General features: G+C 59.2%; 17 protein-coding genes, 2 pseudogenes and 1 other annotated feature. Of the genes and pseudogenes, 7 read left to right on the top strand and 12 right to left on the bottom strand.

Going from position 1 to position 20,136, the window contains the following annotated elements:
- Positions 1 to 5: 5 nt before the first annotated feature.
- Positions 6 to 407: pseudogene (locus YWU_RS18645) on the bottom strand (Y-family DNA polymerase); the annotation flags it as partial.
- Between the two features lie 73 nt (positions 408 to 480).
- On the opposite strand from YWU_RS18645, the gene YWU_RS0110615 reads away from it, so the two are divergent.
- Positions 481 to 3,360: a class I SAM-dependent DNA methyltransferase gene (locus tag YWU_RS0110615; RefSeq protein ID WP_205618328.1), complete on the top strand. Its 2,880-nt coding sequence runs from the start codon at positions 481 to 483 to the stop codon at positions 3,358 to 3,360.
- A gap of 1,022 nt (positions 3,361 to 4,382) precedes the next feature.
- Positions 4,383 to 4,982, top strand: a complete 600-nt coding sequence (locus tag YWU_RS0110625; protein ID WP_027020454.1) for a recombinase family protein — start codon at positions 4,383 to 4,385, stop codon at positions 4,980 to 4,982.
- A 40-nt stretch (positions 4,983 to 5,022) separates the two neighbouring features.
- Here the strand turns inward: YWU_RS0110625 and YWU_RS0110630 are convergent, their stop codons facing one another.
- Positions 5,023 to 6,123, bottom strand: coding sequence for a serine hydrolase domain-containing protein (locus YWU_RS0110630; protein ID WP_084142111.1), 1,101 nt, complete (start codon positions 6,121 to 6,123; stop codon positions 5,023 to 5,025).
- A 225-nt stretch (positions 6,124 to 6,348) separates the two neighbouring features.
- On the opposite strand from YWU_RS0110630, the gene YWU_RS17650 reads away from it, so the two are divergent.
- Positions 6,349 to 6,978: a recombinase family protein gene (locus YWU_RS17650; protein ID WP_027020456.1), complete on the top strand. Its 630-nt coding sequence runs from the start codon at positions 6,349 to 6,351 to the stop codon at positions 6,976 to 6,978.
- Between the two features lie 328 nt (positions 6,979 to 7,306).
- On the opposite strand, the gene YWU_RS0110640 is transcribed toward YWU_RS17650, so the two are convergent.
- The 6 genes and pseudogenes from YWU_RS0110640 to YWU_RS0110665 form a co-directional block, all read right to left on the bottom strand.
- On the bottom strand, positions 7,307 to 7,558 hold the full coding sequence (locus YWU_RS0110640) for a hypothetical protein (RefSeq protein WP_027020457.1): 252 nt from the start codon (positions 7,556 to 7,558) through the stop codon (positions 7,307 to 7,309).
- A gap of 315 nt (positions 7,559 to 7,873) precedes the next feature.
- Positions 7,874 to 8,368: pseudogene (locus YWU_RS0110645) on the bottom strand (IS6-like element ISCef5 family transposase); the annotation flags it as partial.
- 158 nt (positions 8,369 to 8,526) lie between these two features.
- Positions 8,527 to 10,101: a hypothetical protein gene (locus tag YWU_RS0110650; protein ID WP_027020459.1), complete on the bottom strand. Its 1,575-nt coding sequence runs from the start codon at positions 10,099 to 10,101 to the stop codon at positions 8,527 to 8,529.
- A gap of 32 nt (positions 10,102 to 10,133) precedes the next feature.
- A complete protein-coding gene (locus YWU_RS0110655; RefSeq protein WP_027020460.1) occupies positions 10,134 to 11,906 on the bottom strand; it encodes a hypothetical protein in 1,773 nt (590 codons plus the stop codon).
- Positions 11,903 to 12,691 carry a hypothetical protein gene (locus tag YWU_RS16415; protein ID WP_169718908.1) on the bottom strand — a complete coding sequence of 263 codons (789 nt, stop codon included), beginning with the start codon at positions 12,689 to 12,691 and terminating at the stop codon, positions 11,903 to 11,905. Before YWU_RS16415 ends, YWU_RS0110655 begins: the two co-directional genes overlap by 4 nt.
- Positions 12,692 to 13,137: 446 nt before the next feature.
- Positions 13,138 to 13,362: a hypothetical protein gene (locus YWU_RS0110665; RefSeq protein WP_020384559.1), complete on the bottom strand. Its 225-nt coding sequence runs from the start codon at positions 13,360 to 13,362 to the stop codon at positions 13,138 to 13,140.
- 247 nt (positions 13,363 to 13,609) lie between these two features.
- Here YWU_RS0110665 and YWU_RS0110670 point away from each other — a divergent pair, with 247 nt between their 5' ends.
- Positions 13,610 to 14,083 carry a hypothetical protein gene (locus tag YWU_RS0110670; protein WP_027020461.1) on the top strand — a complete coding sequence of 158 codons (474 nt, stop codon included), beginning with the start codon at positions 13,610 to 13,612 and terminating at the stop codon, positions 14,081 to 14,083.
- Between the two features lie 308 nt (positions 14,084 to 14,391).
- Here the strand turns inward: YWU_RS0110670 and erm are convergent, their stop codons facing one another.
- Positions 14,392 to 15,159: a 23S ribosomal RNA methyltransferase Erm gene (erm, locus tag YWU_RS16420; protein ID WP_034647728.1), complete on the bottom strand. Its 768-nt coding sequence runs from the start codon at positions 15,157 to 15,159 to the stop codon at positions 14,392 to 14,394.
- A 358-nt stretch (positions 15,160 to 15,517) separates the two neighbouring features.
- On the opposite strand from erm, the gene YWU_RS0110680 reads away from it, so the two are divergent.
- Together YWU_RS0110680 and YWU_RS0110685 are read left to right on the top strand one after the other, a co-directional pair.
- A complete protein-coding gene (locus tag YWU_RS0110680; RefSeq protein ID WP_027020462.1) occupies positions 15,518 to 15,829 on the top strand; it encodes a transposase in 312 nt (103 codons plus the stop codon).
- Positions 15,790 to 15,897, top strand: a sequence feature (AL1L pseudoknot). (Overlaps the previous gene by 40 nt.)
- A complete protein-coding gene (locus YWU_RS0110685; protein ID WP_169718909.1) occupies positions 15,832 to 16,734 on the top strand; it encodes an IS3 family transposase in 903 nt (300 codons plus the stop codon). (Overlaps the previous feature by 66 nt.)
- A 360-nt stretch (positions 16,735 to 17,094) precedes the next feature.
- Here the strand turns inward: YWU_RS0110685 and YWU_RS0110690 are convergent, their stop codons facing one another.
- The 3 genes from YWU_RS0110690 to YWU_RS0110700 are packed head-to-tail and all read right to left on the bottom strand — an operon-like array spanning position 17,095 to position 19,592.
- A complete protein-coding gene (locus YWU_RS0110690; protein ID WP_027020464.1) occupies positions 17,095 to 17,727 on the bottom strand; it encodes a hypothetical protein in 633 nt (210 codons plus the stop codon).
- Positions 17,728 to 17,769: 42 nt separating this feature from the next.
- A complete protein-coding gene (locus YWU_RS0110695) occupies positions 17,770 to 18,771 on the bottom strand; it encodes an IS481 family transposase (protein ID WP_027020465.1) in 1,002 nt (333 codons plus the stop codon).
- Between the two features lie 5 nt (positions 18,772 to 18,776).
- Positions 18,777 to 19,592: an NAD(P)H-binding protein gene (locus YWU_RS0110700; RefSeq protein WP_027020466.1), complete on the bottom strand. Its 816-nt coding sequence runs from the start codon at positions 19,590 to 19,592 to the stop codon at positions 18,777 to 18,779.
- 83 nt (positions 19,593 to 19,675) lie between these two features.
- Here YWU_RS0110700 and YWU_RS0110705 point away from each other — a divergent pair, with 83 nt between their 5' ends.
- Positions 19,676 to 20,098, top strand: coding sequence for a winged helix-turn-helix transcriptional regulator (locus tag YWU_RS0110705; RefSeq protein ID WP_027020467.1), 423 nt, complete (start codon positions 19,676 to 19,678; stop codon positions 20,096 to 20,098).
- Positions 20,099 to 20,136: the final 38 nt, after the last annotated feature.

Below are 20,136 nucleotides of genomic sequence, written 5' to 3' on the forward strand. Positions count from 1 at the left end.
TGCTGCAACTGCTGTTGAATCTGTCGCCCGATGGCACTGGCACGCTCTGCTGGCAAAAGCAGAAAGGCCTCGTCAATGGAGTATGGAGCCACGTACGCGGCGTGATCGTTGAGAAGTCGCATCATCCTGGCGCTGATGTCGCCGTACATCTCGTAGTTTGAGGACCGCGCGATGACCTGGCGGTATCTCGGGTCGCCTTTGAGTTGGAACCACGGGGTGCCGTTGGCGATCCCCAGGGCTTTGGCCTCATCGGATCTGGCGACTACGCAGCCGTCGTTGTTGGAGAGGACCACTACGGGTTTGCCCTCTAGGGAGGGGTCGAAGATTCTCTCGCAGGAGACGTACATCGAGCGCACATCCAGCAAGGCATAAACGTACCCAGGCGGGGGACACACGTCATCAGTCATGGACGAAGTAGTAGCACGAACGTTCGACTTTGGTGTGGGGTGATGTTCGAGGTGCCACGGCTACTCTTGGTGGGTGACTTCTTCTTTGACGGCCGTTGTTGATCGCGGCACTATCCGCACCGAACTGGATAAGTTCTCACTCGCATGGCGCGAGCGCATCAACGGCTGGCGGGAAAGTGGGGCCGGGCACACCGAGAAGTCCTATGCGCAGCAGTACTGGTCGGACCTGTTGCGCTGCTTTGGTGTGATCCCCGAGCGCATTGACTTGTTTGAACGAGATGCCACCAGAGCTTCCTCCGGGCGCACCGGTTACGTCGATCTGTTCTGGTCCGGTGTGGTCTTGGGAGAGGCCAAGTCTCTGGGGCGGGACCTTGATTCCGCGTACACCCAGGCTTTGGATTATCTCTCCGGTGGCTCTATCGGTCAGCACGAGTGGCCGCGGTATGTGATCGTCTCTGATTTTGAGAACCTCCAGGTCACCAAACTGGGCGAGGACAGCTGGACGGTCAGGTTCACCATCGACCAGGTGGTCGGCCACATCGATCAACTGATGTTCTTGGCAGGGCAGGAGACGATCACCAAGGCGGAGGAGGAGGAAGCCTCGGCCCATGCTGCTGCGCTGATGGCGGATCTGTACACCGCGATGATTGGTGATGACACTGCCGATGAGCAAGTGGGGGATGATGCGCCGACTAACCCGGAGGATGAGGACGTGCAGGTGCAGCGCACCTCAATCTTCCTCACCCGAATCCTGTTCCTGCTCTACGGCGATGATGCAGGACTGTGGGAGGAAGACCTGTTTTACCGGTTCGTGCTCTACGACACGACGGGGGAAAACCTTGGAGCCCGGCTGAACACGTTGTTCCAGGTGCTCAACACTCCGGTATCGCGTCGTCGCCGGGTGCCGGTAGAGCTTGAGCGGTTCCCGTATGTCAACGGCTCGCTGTTTGCTGTGCATCAGGAGCAGGAGTTTTTGGATGCGGATATGCGCGAGGCTCTGTTGGCAGCCTGCAGGTTCCACTGGACTCGTATTTCCCCGGCTGTGTTCGGCTCGATGTTCCAGTTGGTCAAGTCTAAGGAGGCGCGTCGTGCTGATGGGGAGCATTACACCAGCGAGTCCAACATTTTGAAGGTCATTGAGCCGTTGTTCCTCGATGAGCTACGGGAGAAGGCAAGTCGGCTGATTCGCAACAAGACTACTAAGGCGAAGGAGTTGCGGGATTTGCGTGATGAGATCGCGCAGATGCGGTTCCTGGATCCTGCCTGTGGTTGCGGGAACTTCCTGGTGGTGGCGTATCGGGAACTGCGTGCCATTGAAACCAGCATCATCGTCGCGCTGCGCGAGAAGGAGCACCAGGCCACCGCGTCGATGGATGTGTCCCTTGATCAGCGGATGAACATTGGCCAGTTCTATGGCTTTGAGCTCAACTGGTGGCCGGCGAAGATCGCGGAGACTGCGATGTTTTTGGTGGATCATCAGGCTAACCGGGCTTTGGCTGCGGCTATCGGTGATGCTCCGGAGCGGCTGCCGATCTCTATTACCGCGCATATCAACCACGGCAATGCCCTGGCATTGGATTGGGCCCAGCAGGTCCCGGCAGGTGCGGGGTCGACTTATGTTTTCGGTAACCCGCCGTTTATTGGCCAGTACACCAAGACCTCTGAGCAGACCGCTGATATGAAGGCGGCGTGGGGTGAGGATTATGACGGGTATTTGGATTACGTCACCGCCTGGCACGCTAAGACCGCTGATCTGCTGGCAGATCGGCATGGTGAGTTTGCGTATGTGACGACGAATTCCATCACTCAAGGCCAACCCGTTCCGGCGCTGTTCGGCCCGTTGTATCGGGCGGGGTGGAATATTAAATTTGCGCACCGTACTTTCTCGTGGGATTCGGAGGCCCCTGGTAAGGCTGCGGTGCATTGTGTGATCGTTGGGTTTACCCGCACCCCGGTGGTTCCCAGGTACACCGAGGCGCTCCGAGCACCGGAGGTGGTGCGGCAGAGGTTGTGGGATTACGACCGGCAAAGGGGCGAGCCGGCAGAGGTGCCGCTATCGGTTGGGATCAACGCGTACCTGGTCGATGGACCGAAAACGTTGGTGAAGAAGTCCAGCAAGCCAGTGTCCCCAGAGCTTCCGTTCGTCACTAAGGGGTCTCAACCGACAGACGGGGGACACCTCGTGTTCAAAGCGACCGACGGAGCACAAGGGCTAGATCAGGATCCTATCGCCGCCAAGTATTTGCGTCAGTTCGTTGGGGCCAAAGAGATGCTGAACAACACAGAGCGCTGGTGTCTCTGGCTGCCTGCTCTGGCCTCGGAAGACATTCGAGCATCAGCTGGCCTCCGCAGTCATCTCGAAGCCGTACGGGCCGTGCGAGAAGCAAGCACAAAAAAGGCAACCCAGGAAGCGGCAGAGACTCCTGCTTTGTTCACTGAGATTCGTCAACCTGATGTCCCTTATCTGGCGATCCCGCGCCATGTCAGTGAGAGCCGTCGATTTTGGACTGCTGCGCGCTACGAGCCCGATGTGATCTGTGGGGATGCGAACTTCCTTGCCCCGGACGAGGATGGATTACTCTTTGCGCTGATTTCATCGTCGATGTTCATCACGTGGCAACGAGCCGTCGGTGGCCGCATCAAATCTGATCTACGGTTTTCTAACACCCTGACCTGGAATACCTTCCCGGTACCGAGCTTGGATGAAGCAACCAAGAGGAAGATCATCACAGCCGGCCAAGGCGTACTCGAAGCGCGTTCTTTGCACCCTGAGCGCAGCCTCGCAGACGCCTATAACCCCCTGAACACAGACCCTGCCCTGGTGAAGGCGCATAAGAAGCTCGATCGCGCCGTCGACATGGCCTTCGGCGCGGAGCGGCTGCTCTCTGATGATCGTCAGCGCCTGGAGATCCTGTTCCGTCGCTACACCGAGATGACTGCGGGAAATGTCTAGGAATCATCGTTGAATACCGGCGTTCGTCGACTCACCCCTTGGGGGTTATTCTGATTCTTGCCTTCTTGCGGTGGCCATGAGTACGCCGCAGAAATGCCGTGGTGTGCCCTGCCGCAAGGTTCAAGGCAGACCGCCAGCCAGTCTTCTGGCAGGCAGGGAGGTGGTTCGGATGACAGTTCCGGAGCCATTAGGTGACGATGGAAATGAAGAAGCCCCTACCGGACGTGATAGTCCAGGTAGGGGCCGAGCAAGAAGAGGACGAAATATCGTGGCAACGGTAGTTGTCGTTCTCTCGGTAGCGGACTCGTTGATCTCGATCAGCGCATCAGCTTCCAACTTGCTCGTCTGAGCTGAGCCGGTACCGGTCGCAACGGTGCCGGCTCTTTTAGCGGGTCGAATCGGTTTCGCTTGGTGGCGTAGCGACCGATCCGCTGTACTGCTCATCGTAGGTGTCACGTCCCCGTGTTTTCAACACAACACGACAAGTTTTCTCTACTTTCGTATAGCCGATGATGTTTACTGGCGACAAAATGGAGGGACGCTGAACAGCAGGTTGAGCCAGTGTCCAGTAGAGAGTCGCCCTGCCGACTCCGAGGTCTCCAGCGATGGCTGCTTTCGCCTCCCCAGCAGCGCCCCCCCTTGCACGTGCCCGGCTCACCTGCTCGGGAAGAGGGCGCGTTTGCGGCCGGAGTATTTGCCGACCTTCTTCGCTACCGCGATCCCTTCGCCCAAGAGTTAACAGATAGACGAACGCTGAAGCTCAGTGAAAGAGACAACCGGATTATTCGAATCATTCGATAGGCAAAAGCAACTCCGCGTCACAATGACCGAGAGTGCAAGATCGTTTTCCTCCGAAAGGACCAGTGGCCTATAAACCTTAAGGTTTATAAGACACGTACCGGGAGGCCCTCGAACTTGGTCGTTCCTGCGACAAACGGTGAGGAAACTGTCTCGCTAACATGTCTTACAGCAATCTGTGCCGCCTTCTTCCATGTTGGAGGTTAGTGAGGCATTATGGGCTAATGAGACTGTTGGGCTATACACGGGTATCCACCGTCGGTCAAGACCCGGCACTGCAACTGGACGCGTTGCGCGCTGCCGGAGTTCAGGACCGTGATGTGTTCAGTGATGTCACCTCCGGAGCGAAGAGTGCTTCGGATCGGCCGGGGATGAAAAATCTTCTGGCGTATGCAACCGCCGGTGACACTGTGGTGGTGTGGCGCATTGATCGGCTGGGCCGCTCATTGCTTGATGTGCTTAATACGGTGAATCTTCTGCGCGATCGGGATGTGAAGATTAAGTCGGTCTCTGATGGCATCGACCCGGAGACATCCTCGGGTCGGTTGATGCTGGGGATGTTGGCGACTTTGGCGGAGTATGAACGAGAGCTCATTGCTGAGCGGGTTAATGCCGGTATTGCCGCAGCGAAGTTGCAGGGAACGCGTTTTGGCCGGCCACCGGTGGATCCTGAGGTGATTAACCGAAAACTTGCCATCGCCATGGAGGAAAGGGCCAAAGGTCGCAGCGCGGAGAAGGCCGCGAGCCTGGTCGGATGGTCCAGGGCAACGCTGTACCGGCATCTAAAGACTGCGCAGGAGCAACAGTCAGCAGAGTCCGGCTGACATCGGATGTCCTATCAACTATGCCCGGCCGGTGGTCTCGTCATTGACGCAGCAGTAGCGCCTCGCCGAACTCATCGAGGATGAGGGTTGTGGAAGCAACCAAAAAGATCGCATTCCCGCGCTCATGGTCTAGCCCGATCCAGCTAGAGAAGCCACCTGTGCCGCCGTTGTGCCAAGTGATGGTGCGCCCTTGAATCTGTGAGGTGATCCATCCTGCGCCCACACGATCTGCCCCATCGAAGGAGAAGTCAGCGGTTGGAACAAGGGCGGCTGCACCTGGGGCAGTACCGGAAAGGAGCGCCTGCGCCAGAGTAGCCATGCTCGTTACATCGGTACGTATGCCGCCAGCAGGTGCGTACTGCAGGTCGGTCCAAGCCTGCTGAGCACGGCCATCGGAGTCTCGGCCCTGGACTGCAAACTCATCTAGTCCCGATTCCCCGCCTACCGGTACGTAGAATCTTTCCAGCCCCAAAGACTCAGAGATACGGTTTCGCAGCAGCGTCGGATAGTCCGTCCCCGCTGCCACTGCCAGTGCGTGGCCGAGAGCGGCGAACCCCAGATTTGAGTAAGCAGTCCGCTTCGCGCGAACGGGTGAGCGACGCAGATCGTGCAAGAGCTCGTCAACAGTCCTGCCGTCAAACGGATTCTTCGCCTGGATAGTCCTACTTACTAAACGAGCCACATCGGAGATTTCCATAGGCTGTGACGGAAGCCCGGAGCGATGTTGGGACAGCTCCTGCAAAGTGATGCCGGCCGCGTCGTAACCAGCCAGGTCGAATAGCTCACCTAGCGTCATGTTCGAGTGAACTTCGCCGCGGTTGAGTGCATCTGCATAGAGTAAGCCCGTGATGCCCTTATTGATCGACCCGATTTCGAAGGTCGATCTCAGCGCCGTCCCGATGGTCGCGATTCGGATGGCGTCTTCGGTCACCGAGGCGATCCCCACAGCATGGATTCCTTTGGGCGGCAGAAGCTCCAGCACGGTGGCCGCCAGGGCAGTGTCTCCGTCGACCTGACTTGTACCGCTGATGGGTTCGAGGACGCGAGTGCGCTGACGAACCGCGACCTCTACGACTCCGATAACTGCCGCCGCAGCTATTGTGGCGAACAGGAGTTGGTGTCTGCGCAACCTGATCTGCACCCTCTCAAGGTCCTCTGGATCTGAGGCCGTATTGGTCCGTTACTGATAAATTTACCTATAATTCTGTCTCGAAAGGTCATTGACCTTAGTGGGGACCGTATCAAAACCATGAAACGGCACCCGCCGACACTGGGTAAAGGCTTAGGTCGAGAAGTGTCTCACTGGGGTACACCCTAAATGGACAGATCTGAATTACAAGTTTTAGCTGTTCGGTAGGGTTGCTTTATGGCTAGTGGAACAGAACCGTCATTACCTCTAGAGATTGATGAACACCAGGACGTTGTTGTGGGACAAAAAGTCGGTTATGCCCGGGTGAGTTCTATGGAACAGAACCTGGACCGACAACTTGATCAACTCCGTGCGGCGGGCGCGTCGCAAATCTACAAAGAGAAGATCAGTGGCTCGACTCTGCATCGTCCCCAGTTAGAGGAGGTACTGCGGTATCTGCGTAAGGGGGATCAGCTCATTGTTACGAGCATGGATCGTCTCGCCCGTTCACTGGTGGACCTGCACACGATTGTCGAAGATTTGGTGGGGCGCGGTGTCTCGGTGAGGTTCCTACGTGAGGGGCAGACCTATTCAGCGAAGGCCGACCCGATCGCCAAACTGATGCTGGGCCTTATGGGCAGTGTCGCCGAGTTTGAGCGCTCCATTATTAAAGAGCGCCAGGCAGAGGGGATCGCTCGGGCGAAAGCCCGCGGCGTGTACAAGGGGCGGGCGAAGGTGCTAACCGGTGTTCAAGTAGCGCAGGCTAAGCAGTGGGTGGCCGATGGCGTGCCTAAAGCGGAAGTGGCCCGTCGACTGGGCGTCGGGCGAACGACCCTTTACAAATATCTCGAGGGGAGAACTGGGTAGGGTATTGTTCCTTCCGCTAAGCCTCAAGTAATTAATGTCTAGAGACTGTGGCAGCCATGCTCCATGACAGGCTGACGGCGACTGCAGTAATTAAATATCCACTGACGGCGTAATTGTAAAAACCGCTGCATGACCTATCGCTGAGCACGTCATAAATCAAAAAGACGGGCGCTAGGAGGGTCATGATGGGTAAGAGCCGGCTTGGCGTAATTACTTTCCGTGCGGTTGAAACATGGATCAGGTAGCCCACTACCAGGATGCATAGGGCAATGAATAGTGCGACTATTATGCCAAAAAATACGTAGATCATAGGTATGTTTAGAATCTGCTAGTTAAGATTCACTGTGCCTTCCTGCTCGGTTTGATTGTGCTGGGACTTCTCGGCCTCGGCTGTTGGCGTCATGGGTTCCGGTTGAATATCGGTACTGGTGTCGTGTGGTGCAGAGGGTTCCTTCTCCGAGGCCACCGGGATATCACCACCCTTTAATGCTGCTTCAATTTCCTCCGGGGATGTTCCTGATGGGAATAGCGGTACGATATCTATACCTTCGCTCAACTGGTAGTCGTTCGCGTTAATCACCTCAGCATCCGGAAGGGTTGGCGAAGTGTTCAATTTAGGCGCATTAAACGTTCTGATGGACGGCGTGTTCTTGTCTGCGGTGATATATGTTGCAGATGCATCCGACGTGCGTCTCCGCAGGTTGTTCGAAAGCGTTGACCATGAGTACCGGGCGACGGTCGCGGAATTTAGCGGTCCTAAGAGCGATCCATCTGAAACCGGCCCCCATGCTTGCACATTTAATCTGATAGTAGTAATGGTGCTGTTGCAAACTTCAGGCGGAGAGCCGTGACGACCCAGTCTTCATCCTCTGATGCTCGCTGCGGGTCGGCGTTCTCAGGCAGCCTCGAACACCCGGCTGACGATCACCGCATCCGGGTTCGGTTGCCCGTAGGCAAACATCGCGCCCTGGCCTTTCCGTAATGAGTGCATCGCTTCCATCCCTTTCAACGTCCGGTACGCCGAGGTCCGGTTTTTGAACGCCCCCTTCGGTCCGAGGATCCGTTTCAGCCGCCCATGATCTCCTTCAATGACGTTATTGAGGTATTTCACCTGCCGGTGTTCCACGGTCTGCGGGCAGATTCCCTCTGACTTCAACTCCGCGATTGCCCTGGCTAGGGAGGGTGCTTTATCGGTGTTGATCACCCGCGGGAACCCGGTTATCGTGTTCGACCTCAGGGTCTTGGCCAGGAAACGCTTCGCTGCGGCGACGTTACGCTTTGGGGACAGGTAAAAATCCAGGGTATGCCCGCCCGCGGTGATGGCCCGATAGAGGTAGCACCACTTTCCCCCGACCCGGATATAGGTCTCGTCCACCCGCCAGGACCGGGCCGAGCGGATTACGAACGCAGGTCAGATGCGGAAATGAGTGACACGATCCCGGCACGAAGCCGCAGATCTCCCGCGACTTTTGGACGGTCACCTTCGATCCCTAAAACCGAATTCTCCGATACGCCGACGACCCTCGGCCCCTCAACCAGCTCGATGACTTAGTCAAACTCCGCCCATCCCAGCATTTTTCGGTACATCGCCTCGTCCGGAAGTTCCTCGAACAGGTTTTCAGGTCCGCCCCGAAGGCAACCAAGTACGGGATGTGGATTCGCCCAAACCGAAGTATCGACCTCTCCCACAAGCAAGAATCGCGACAACTCATCAATATAGCGGATGGCCATACCAAAAAGAGTCGTGGAAACTGTTGCGATATCAGCCACCCTGGTCTTACCGCACCCGACATTGGAGCTGTCAGCAAGCCAAACACCAAGACGATCGAACTGCTCCTGATTCAACGGATTCCCAAGCTCATTAAACTCGGGGATCCCCTCAACCGTCAGCGCGACCGATCGAAATGATCCATATCCCCTGGAGAGTTGATGCCGGGTATCCAGCGGAAGAGAGTGGATCATATGCCGTAATTGTCCAACTAAACGCGCGTAGGACTGTAAAGAACGCAGTTCATCAGCAGCCACGCTAGGCCTAAAGTTTGAAATTATTCTGGCTAATTCATCTCTTGACGTAAGATTTGCATGTGTCGGCTCGTTCTTCAATTCCGTATCAGACAGCATTCTGATCAACCGTGCATATCGCTCCAGTGCCGAATTTAGATACAACATGATCCTGTCAAAGGCCTCAGCCGATACCTCCGCAACGTCAGCCTTTCCACTTAGAGAACGGCCCTCATTTCCCAATGCTGCCAAAAGTTCATCTACCGCCCTCGAAGCGCGAGCCAAACGCAACTCAATTGCCTGGGCTGACTGAACAATATTGTTATCTCCAGCACATCGCGCCATAAGCAATATAGAGTCAAAATGCGGCACAGAAGCCTTGACTCCGTTAAGACGGAGGTCGATGATGCTTGGCGATCGACTTGAGTATCTAACGGTCCCTCCACCAACAAGTTCTCCTCTTCGGGTTTCGACGACCGCGTTTCCGGTCATGCGAAGATAGTGGCCGTAAAGTGGGACAAGCTGGGAGGGTGTTACGCTCAGGATTGTGTCATTGTCAGCAACATCGTGCCGCATCGCAGTGGACGCGTACGTGACAATTACATCGACACCAATTGCATTTGCGGCAGCCGTCAATGCCGCTGCCCGTTGACGATCTTCTAACGAGAGTGAGCTGGACGGAATATCAGTATGCGCAATTTCATCGAGTTGAGTGTACACATCGAAGAATGTTCCTTGTGAAGCGAAGAAGAGTTCGTCGCCGTTATACCCAGCAACGGGGACGAGCGTAGAATCCAAAAGCTTTGATGATTCTCCATCGGATCCATACTCCCACTGGTACCATTCACTGCAGCTTACCCAGTTCAGCCACGCATCCGGCGGACTATCCTCGTTATGCACGAGCAAGATCGGAAATGTTTCATCGCGCTTCAAGATCTCAAGAAGCTCTACACTGGGCACGCGAATAGTCTCAACATCTACACCCACACGAATTTGCCGGGTCTCGGGTCGCATCGGAAAAAGAGAAGGAAGTTCGCGGGACCCCATTCCTTTAGGGGCCGACGGTCGAATATAGCGCATAAATCGATATCGTGGTATTTTTTCAGGGACAAAGAAGCTCATAATCCTCTTCCTTCACTTTTCCTTCGGCGGCTCTACGTGCGCGGGGGTGTCAACATCGGCGCATGGCCAAGATCTGCTCGCAGTTGTTCCCACCTTCGCGCCGTCGACCCGGTATAGCCTTTTCGCCTGCTATTCCATCGTCGCTGGATCACACGATTGGTCTCAGCTACTTGGAGAGCCAGGATGATACTGATCATAGGCTGACGTCTCGGCGCCCACTTAAGGCTCTCAAATCCGGTGCAGTGTTCCGATTTCATGATCGAAAATCGTTGCTCAGTCAGACTCCGAGCTGCTTCGTAGTACAGCGCATGCTCCCAAGATCCCGGCACCAATCCCGGCTGCATCATGCGAATCTGTTCCTCGCTAAAAGTCACAGTGACCTGGGAGTTCCTGCAACATTGGAATCTGTCGGCACCAGCGGGTGGCTCCACGGTCGGAGCGCCTTTCGGCGGCAAGATCATGGACTCCGGTTTCAGCGGGCACCGGACGCGACGCTGGACAGCAGGACAGACCAGCGCCTGGCGTACTGGCGGAAATTGCGTCTTGACGTGTCGTGGTCTACCCGATGTCGTTACGCCGAGGTTGGGCCGCCCGTTTGTGCCCATCAGAAGTGGGAAAAGACGCCGAATCAGCTGGTCATGGGCCCGAAACTCATCTGTTTCCAGCAACTCCGTCGTACGGCGAACCACCCTCTTGTCCTCGACGATTGACGCTGCAGCAGGGCAGTAGAAGACCCCTGCGATCTGCACCGGCCCCGGTACCAATCGGCTTTTCGTATCCGAGCCACCGGACGTGCCGTACAGCGTTTTCCAGTGCCGCGGATAGCGAACAACGGGCGACAGTTGTCGGGCCAGCATCGCCCGGGCAAAGGCCCTTTTTGAGTTGTACCCCATATCGACGACGAGGAACGGCCATCGCGCCCGAGGGCTGCGACATCCGCTGAAACCGCTCTTGTTGTGCGCATCGAGCGCCGAACACAGACCCTCGACCGATCCGGAAGTCGGCGGATGGATGGCAATTCCAGTGATCACTGGTGGAACGGATTCGACCGCTCCCGGAGGACCGACCCGAGTCACCGCCGTCAGGCCAACTCCGAACCCAGATTTCCGGATGTACACCGGCAGTGCCGTCGTCTGCGGGACCCCGCGGTCATCGCGCACATAGTACCGGCCCATATACGCAGCCCCTCGGTTTTTCTCATCACGGGCACCCAGCCCCGATGATGGGCCCGCCAAATCGATGATGGTTTCGTCGGCGACGACATCACCGTGATATCCTTCCGGCACCTTCTCCTCCACAGATGCCGCGACAATGGCGTTTATCGCCCGGTCCAGGGTTTGCTGGGCAACTTCGCTAGCTTCCCGCGCTTCCTCGGTTCGCCTCGCCACCATCTGACGGTGTTGGAGATTGCTGACCCGACGGGCCGGCAGATCGGCCCCGGGATCGATAACTACACACTGCCGGTGGATCCAAGTTATGAGGGCGTGGTACCCCGGCCCGGGCTGTTGAGCCGCCAATTCCCGCGCGTCCATCCCAACTTCGGCAAGCTGCTCGGGTGTCAGCGTTCGCATGAGCCTATAGATTTCGGCCATTGAGGGCACCCTGCCCACGTGGATGATGCAGAGAGCCACCGCCAGTACCGCATCCCAAGTGAACCGGCATTGAGGGCGCCGTCCCCCCGAGCCGTGGTGCTTCCGGTGGGCCTCCGCGATGATTGCCCCGATACCCGCACGATGGATGATGTTCACGCAGCTGAAAAACACCTGGTCGGTCACTTTGTAGGCGCTGTCATGGGTCGAGATCATCGCTGTTCCCCCGCCATCAGCCGCGTGGCCAGCTCCGCAAGGTCGGCAACTGGGAGATACTCGGAGATCTCGCCGATCGATCGGACACCCGTCGTCCCGGTAATCGCGAGAAACCCCGCCACGGTCATCCCCGGACGATTCGCCACACTGACCAACCACCAGCCTCTGAGTGCCGGAACATCGATCGTCGGCAAGCCACGCTGAGCTAACACCTCATTGACGCGATTTGCCCCGTTACGGTCGCGCGCACCCGGGAGAAGGCGCCCCTCACCGACCTCAGCTGCCCTGTCCAGCAGACGTCGACTACGTACGGGACACAGCACGGGAGTACGCCTGGTGATCGTGCCCAGGTAGGACACCGACACCACAGCCACGGCCCCCATGGGGGTGTCAAGACCGCTGACACCCGTCCCAGTCAGGGCCCTGATTTGCGATGAAGACAAGCCGGCGCCAGTAACCAGGTCAAGGATTACCAGCGCCTGCTGCTGATGCACATCCGACAAGTGAGTCACCGCGGCGTAAAGCTCGGCGACACGCGAGTCTGGCGCCGGTTGTGTGACGCGTGGCCTTGGCGCCAACGGCGACTGAGGCTCCGGATACTCGCGGGGATAGAGCACACGACCTGCCGCGTACAAATCGGTGCGGTACGTCCTCAGGGACCACAAACTTCCCGGGCATTGGTGGCCGAGCCATTCATCAACCTTTTCTCTGGTCAAGGCCCGTTCTTCGTCGACGATGCCAAACAACACCGCCTCGTCGTAGAGAAACTGTGCGAGATTTCTCACGCCCGTGCCGTCAGCATGCGCAGATCGCGGTGGCGTATGAGCCCACACCAACGCCGCTACCTCGATTGCAGCATCGCGCAGCGGCCCATCCGGGCGCCGAATCCCACACGACTTCAAACTGCGCCACCGGCCAGTGTCGGGGACCGTACGAGAGGTCAGCCGGCGCCTCGTGGCAGGCTCTGCATCTATGGTCAGGTGCCTGATCGCGTCCTCGGAATGTGCAATTTTGGCGACCATGGCCCGGTGTCGCCCCATCACCTCCACCCCCCGATGGTTGCGAACTGGCTATTGCATTCGTGTTTTGGGCATGTCAAAGTAGACACGTCTCCTCCTTGAAGACTGTTGCAGGTTTTAGGAGCGATTGCCGACGAGTCCCCGGCAAGGGCTGTCTCGGCCGAAGCGGTACCGACGCCAATCGGTGCCGCTTCTTTTTTGTCTGTGCGCTGCTACGCCGGGACATCACCGTCCGGCGTGAAGCCGTAGGCGCCGATGTCAGTGGCGTCGAGGATGTCGGTGAGCACCCGCGTGATCGAACAGCCGCGGCTGCGTGCGGCCAGCGTCAGATCGCGGACCATCGGTGCGGGCAGGCGCACCATCAGCCGCAAGCGCTGACTCTCGTCGACGAAGCGCGAGGCGCTGGGCCCGAATCCGCTCGGGGGAATCTCAATCACAAAAACCACCTCCCAAAAGGGCACGGTCAACAACAAAGCCCTAATGAGAGGGCTGTGAGCTGGTAAGACTCGTGCCGGGAGGTGGTCACCTGGTGCGTGGCTAGCCCCCGTGGGGGCCGCTTCCGACGTTTTCATTTTAGCGGTCTCCAGCCCGCTCCACAAGAGCAAGTCACCGCCCTGTGATTCACTGCGGGGCACCGCCTCACAAGCGGCTGACGAGTAACCGAGACCCCGAGATGGGAGAACCATGAACAACGCCGATGCCCAACTGATCAACGGGATGCCGTGCGATGAAGAGTTGCTGGAAGACCTCGGGCGGGTGCAGTGGGCCACCGCACGACTGCACTTCACGATGCGCGACACCCTCAATCTCCTCCACCGAGAACCGTCCGATGCTCCCTTCGACGAAACCCTGGGAGGAGTCAAGAAGACGCTCCGGAAACTGGCCGCCTCCGCCGGTGCCGCGAGGATCGTCGAGCGGGCTGACGGTATCGGTGGGGAAGCAATCGACGTCCGCAACGCCGTGGCCCACGCAGTGACCATTACCGCCGAAGACGGTCGGCAGGCTCTGATAACCACAAGGAAACACGGTGGAAGCCGTCTCGACCGGGACGCACTACGCGAGACGACAGCCCTTCTGATTCAGGCTGCACGTGACCTGACGACCGCCCGAGACGCCGAGCAGCCCACTAAGTCGCAGGCTCCCAAGGGTGACAGCTAGCACTTTTGCCCTTCACTCCCTGATGCCCCGGTTACAGCCTTAACGTGATTCAGGTGGCCCAAGTCCGTCCAGGCTGTCACCAGCGCACGCCGGCGGCGTGGGCATGCCGTGTCGCCCCCGCTGAGCGGGGCACACAAGAAGGAAGCCATCTGGAACGTCAGCAGTCCGCCCCTATTTGGACCAGTGCATCCGAGAGCACTCGCGGGGTGGCTCGTCCAGGTAGCGTCGTGGACCTTTCTCGTTACGGCATCCAGGCCGAGAACCAGTAACTCGTCCTGACCTCTGCCATTTGCAATACCAAAACGGAGTTACCCCCCACTCTCGAAGAGGCTGACCATCTGTGCCACGGACAGGTCGGAAGGAAGCATGGCGGGGCGAACTCCAGATCTCTCAGCCCACGCCCGCGCCGACTGACGTGAGGGGAGGATTCTCGCTCGTGTCACGATTTCCACGACACCGCGACCTCGCCCCGTATAGACGGCGTGTACGAGGGCGTGGAACGACTTGCGCTTTCCAGTTGGCACCAAAGGTGTTGACCGGCGCCGGATGTGCAGAATGCCGCCATCCACACTGGGGCGGGGTTCGAACGCCGCCCGGGGGACTCGTTCGCCAAGCTCAAAGGTGAACCACGGTGCCCACTGGGCCGTCATCATGGTCGAAGCTCCGACGCCGGCACGTCGGCGGGCAACCTCCCATTGCATGAGGAGAACGGCATCGGTCCAAGCAGGAGCGCGCATGAGGCGCCGCAGTATGGCGGTTGTGATGTGAAAGGGGATGTTGCCCACGATCACATGGGGGTGCGTAGGCAGGCGGTATCGCAGGAAGTCGTCATTGATGACGGTGACAGTGGGGTCAAGCACGCGACGCAGCGACTTTGCCAGCTTGGGATCGATCTCCACGACAGTGAGGGGCCGTCCTGTGCGGAGTAGTGGACGAGTTAGCGCGCCGCTGCCGGGCCCTATCTCAACTATGGGGCCGGTGGTAGCCTCCACACGCCTCAATACAGAGGCGATGACCTGGGAATCGGTAAGGAAATTCTGGCCGTGTTCATGACGGCCGTGGGAATATGCAGACAAGGGATCCTCCGAGAATGAGTGTTCTGGAGCCGGGCATGGGAAAAAGACCGCCCGGCTCATTGCCGGAGCGGCGACCGTTACGGGAAGGTCAACCGCTTTTAGCGGTTGCGGCGCAACCGCAGCGAAGCGGTTCCCAAAATCAACATGCCGTTGACGATACCAACTACCGACTCCCATGGGCAATTGCCTGCCAACGGTCGATTTCACCTTGGCATGCTGTCGTTTCCAGTCCCGGGATGGCACTACCCTCCCGCCTAGAAGTAGTCCCGACCTCACGCGACCCCCGGTTGTGCTTGCGCCCGTAGTGGTTCGCCCCGGGTTTAATGGAGGGTAGGAAACTGGAAAAGGAATCCCTTACATGCCCGTCAAGTACACCCCAGAGCTCAAGCAGCGCGCCATAGAACTCGTGCTCCACGCCCAAGCCGACCCTGACACGGCCCGGGGTGCGGTCACCCGCATCGCCGGCGAGCTCGGCGTGAGCAAGGAAACACTGCGCGTCTGGGTTCGCACCCACAAACAATCCGGTGTTGGCACCCCGGCCGAGTCGGTCGACCTGGAAGCAGAAAACCGCCAGCTGCGGGCTGAGCTCGCCGAAGCCAAACGCGCCAACGATATCCTGAAGAAGGCCTCAGCTTTTTTCGCGGCGGAGCTCGACCGCCCACACAAGTGATCGTGCGATTCATCGACGACAACCGTGCCCAGTTCGAGGTCGAGCCCATCATCCGTGTCCTGGCTACCACCAGCGCGAAGATAGTCCTGAGCACGTATTACGCCCACAAATCCCGGCCTGAATCAGCCCGGTCTATCCGGGACAAGCAGATCACCCGGGCGCTACGCCGCATCTTCGAGGACAACTACTCATGTTACGGTGCCCGGAAACTGTGGGCGGAGATCAACCGCGAAGGCACCTTCGGCCACGTTGCCCGCTGCACCGTCGAACGCCTCATGGCCGCCGACGGCCTGGCGGGTATCCGCCGAAGGAAGAAAAAGCCCTCGACCCGCAGCGCGGACGCCGATCAGTGTCCGGTGGACCTGGTCGACCGGGACTTCGCTGTGACCGCGCCGAATATGTTGTGGGTCGCCGACATTACTTATATTCCCACTCGGGTCGGCTGGGTGTATGCGGCGTTTGTATTGGACGCCTACTCGCGTGAGATCGTCGGTTGGCAGGTGACGAATCATCTGCGTGCCTCGCTGGCGCGGGATGCGTTGGATATGGCTTTGTCGGCACGGCTTCGTGATGGTGAGGACGTTCCCGGGTTGATCCATCACAGCGACCGTGGAGTGCAGTACCGCTCCATTACCTACGGCGAGTCATTGGCGGAGTCGAAGGTCGTGGCCTCGGTCGGATCCCGCGGCGACTCCTATGACAACGCGATGGCCGAGGCGTTGAATTCGGTGTTCAAGGCCGAGCTGATCGACCGCAGGACGTGGCCGGCGCTGACAGATGTGATCGTGGCGACCTCGAAGTGGATCGGGTGGTACAACAATCGCCGACTGCACTCCGCATTGGCTCATCGCCCGCCGAAGGAAGTTCAACAGGAATGGCAGAAGTGTCAGGCCTACGCGGCCTGATCGACAAGTAAATCACCCTCTACAAAACCCGGGGCTTGACACGCCCTAGATGTACCCGGTCAGGTGGAGAGCTGTGCCGCGACGGTCCTGGTGGCGAATTTTACGCCGGACCGTGCCAAAATCCATGCCATGTCGAAAGTACAGAATCTGCACCTTCGAGGCTCACAGACGCAAAAGGCCCGGGGTGATCCTGCGCAATGATCAGACTAAATGTTCTAATAGAGCACGCCCCAGATGATCGAATAGCTGTTTGATTAAATGGGCATGCTCAGCGGGATGGGCGCGCAAGGCAGAGAAACGAACGGCCCCCGCACCGAAATGCGGGAGCCGTTTGCCGAGTGGCTATCACGTCACCGGAACTTAAGCGTTCCAGGGGGTGATGGAACCGCCGCCCCCGCCAGGTGCGCGCAGCCCCATGAAGGACAGCAGGTCATCGGCGAGCGGGTCAGGGTTCTCGAGTACGGCGTGTCCGGTCGTGATGTGGCCGCGCCAGCGGGCGATCAGCTGGCCCTCGAAGTAGCCCTTCTCGTCGCCGGGGTTGAAGTTCCATTTGTCGATTCGAAGCACGCCGACGATGAAACCGCCGAGAACCACGAACAGGTAGCCCGAGTCCACTGCCAGTTGGCTGCACGCCGGAGGCCAGTACTTGAGGGTGGCGTCCTCGAACTCGTCAACCGTCATGTCCTCCTTGACGCCTACATACTTGCGGCCCGACTGATCGCTGGCCAGCTCGGCCACACGGGGCCGCAGAACCGGAGCGATGTAGGGGACCGTGCCGCCGCCGTCGGTCGGATGCTCGATCTCGATGCACGAGACTGAGTCCAACTCCAGGAGGTCGGCGTGCCGGAGGGTGTCGATGTCCGGCGGATTGAATCCGGCGTCAATGGACTTGCGGAATGTCGCCTCACCCATCGCGAGAGATTTCGCGACGGTGGGAACCTTGACCACCGGAGGATTGGCGGGGGTCGCCGGGATGTAGCTGAATGCACTCATGGTCATTTTCCTTAATCGCGCGGTAATAAGCGGTCAAGTGCTCTAGATGTAGGAGGTCAAGACGTTGGTGACGCCTTGGCGTAGCCGCGATGCTGGAGGTTCACCGTCGGCGGTGCTGTGCGGCCGGTGGTAGTTGTAGTGGACGTTCCACACGCCGAGCGCTTCACGGCGCTGATCCTCTGACGTCCATGTGCGGGCGTAGAGAAATTCTTCAGACAGGATCCGGTTGTAGCGCTCTACCTTTCCGTTGTGTCGAGGCGTGTACGGCGTGATCCGCTGGTGGCGCGCGCCGAGTAGCGCTCGAGCGAACGCGTCGGCGCGGTAGCAAGCTCCGTTGTCGGTGACAATCCGTTCGACGTGGGTGATGCCGTGGGCGGCGAACCACGCTCGGGCGCGGTGCATGAACGCGATCGCGGTGACAGCCTTTTCATCTGTCAGGGCTTCGGTGTAAGCGAGCCGTGAATAGCCGTCGATCGCGGAGTGTAGGTAGACGTAGCCGCCCCGCTTGGTCTTCCTCTTGGAGCGCTCGGCTGCCTTGGCCTGGTCGGTTCCTCGGCCGTGGACTCGCCAGCCGCCGCCGTTAGGGATTCGGCCGACCTTCTTCACGTCGATGTGGACCATGTGGCCGGGCCGGCGGGCGATGATCTTGCGTGGTTCGCGGTTTGTATCTCCGTTCGGGTCGATGAACTTCCGGCGGTTCAGCCCGAGGGCATGAAGGTGACGAGAGACCGTACGACGGCTGATCTTGATGTCCTCGTCTTGGAGTTCGAAGGCGATCCGGGAGGCGGACCACTTCTGTGTGCGACGTAGGTCCTCGATCCGTGCCACGGTGTCCGCAGAAGTCGCTGTCGGCTGGCGGCGAGGGGTCGAGGAGCGATCCAGGAGGCCAAGCTCCCCATCCTGGCGGTAGCGGTTGACCCACTTCGATGCACACGCCCGAGAGATGCCCATCTCAGCTGCCACGTGCGCGATCGGACGGGTGCGGCAGCGTTCTACGAGCCGTCGACGACCTTCGAGGGACAGCGGCGCATTGCGATGAACCATCCGTGTCAGCGAGCGCCCGGACGCATCGCAGCCGCAGTGTCCGCCGCTACAGCCAGCGCATCGGTCAGCGGCCGGTCGAGTAGCTGTGCAAGGTCAGGGCTGGAGTTGCTGAGCTGCCCATGTCGGACGCTGGTGGCGATCGAGGCGAGCATCGGCGGCTGGAACGGCAGCAGGGCGTCGTCGGCAAGGAGACGGGCGCGGTACTCGCCAAGGCCGATCGATCGGTGAGCGATCCCGAGATGCTCGGCGACGCCCCCAGTGGAAATCGGTTCGCCGACCAGCTCGTAGGTCTTGCCAGCGTGATCGGTCGGTTGACTGGCGACGATGGCTGCTGCGGCAGCCAGGTCGACACGAGCAACAGCTGAGAGAACACCATCGCCGAACGCCGACTCCAGACCGTTGGGCGTCCACGTCAACAGCGCGCCGAAGAGTTCGGCGTAGAGACCATTACGCAGGATCGTCCAGGCAAGGCCACTGTCCTTGACCAGGTCCTCAGTGACGCGGTGGGCAAGGGCGAACCCGAGGTGATCCCCGGTTCCGGTCAAGCTGGTGTAGATCACATGCAGCACGCCGTCACGGACAGCGGCATCAAGAACGGCCCGATGCCGGGCGATGACCTGGTCATCCTCGGCGTACCCGGCTGAGACCAGGACCAGCGTCGAGACACCAGTGAGGTCCAGGCTGGCGGGGTCGTCGAAGTCCAGGTGACGCTGCCCATCGGCCGGAGTCCTGCTGCCGCCCAAGGCGGGCACGCTTCGGTCGGCCAACTCCTGAAGCGTGAGGGATGCGAGCTGTCCGTTCGCGCCGGTAACCATAATCATTGCGGTCGTTCTCCTAGGTGGTTCTCATCAGTAACTACGATGAGTCTCGACCGATCAAGGACCGCCCACAAGGAGGCAGTTTGATGTCAGTGACGCACACCGAGGTAACCGCTGGACCCGCAGAGCTCGACCCGTGCGGCCAACCCGACCACCCCGACTGCGGGATCCGCGATGTCCTCGATCGCGTGGGCGACAAGTGGTCGGTCCTCGTGATCGTCGAGCTTGCCAATGGAGCACGCCGCTTCCGGCAGCTTCAGCGCGCCGTCGATGGAATCTCCCAGCGGATGCTGACGCTCACGGTGCGCCGGCTGGAGCGCGATGGGCTGGTACTCCGGACCGTGTATCCGACCGTGCCTGCCCAAGTCGATTACCGACTTTCCGAAACCGGCGCGAGTCTGACCCATCTTGTCAAGGCGCTAGCGGACTGGTCACTTGAGCACCGAGACGACATCGCCCATGCGCGCCAGGCTTACGACGCGCAACATCCGGACAACGAGATCAGATGACCGTCCGCGTCATCAACCTCATGACCCGCAACATCTAG

The sequence above is a fragment of the Corynebacterium sputi DSM 45148 genome, assembly GCF_000427865.1.
Classification (GTDB): Bacteria; Actinomycetota; Actinomycetes; order Mycobacteriales; family Mycobacteriaceae; genus Corynebacterium; species Corynebacterium sputi.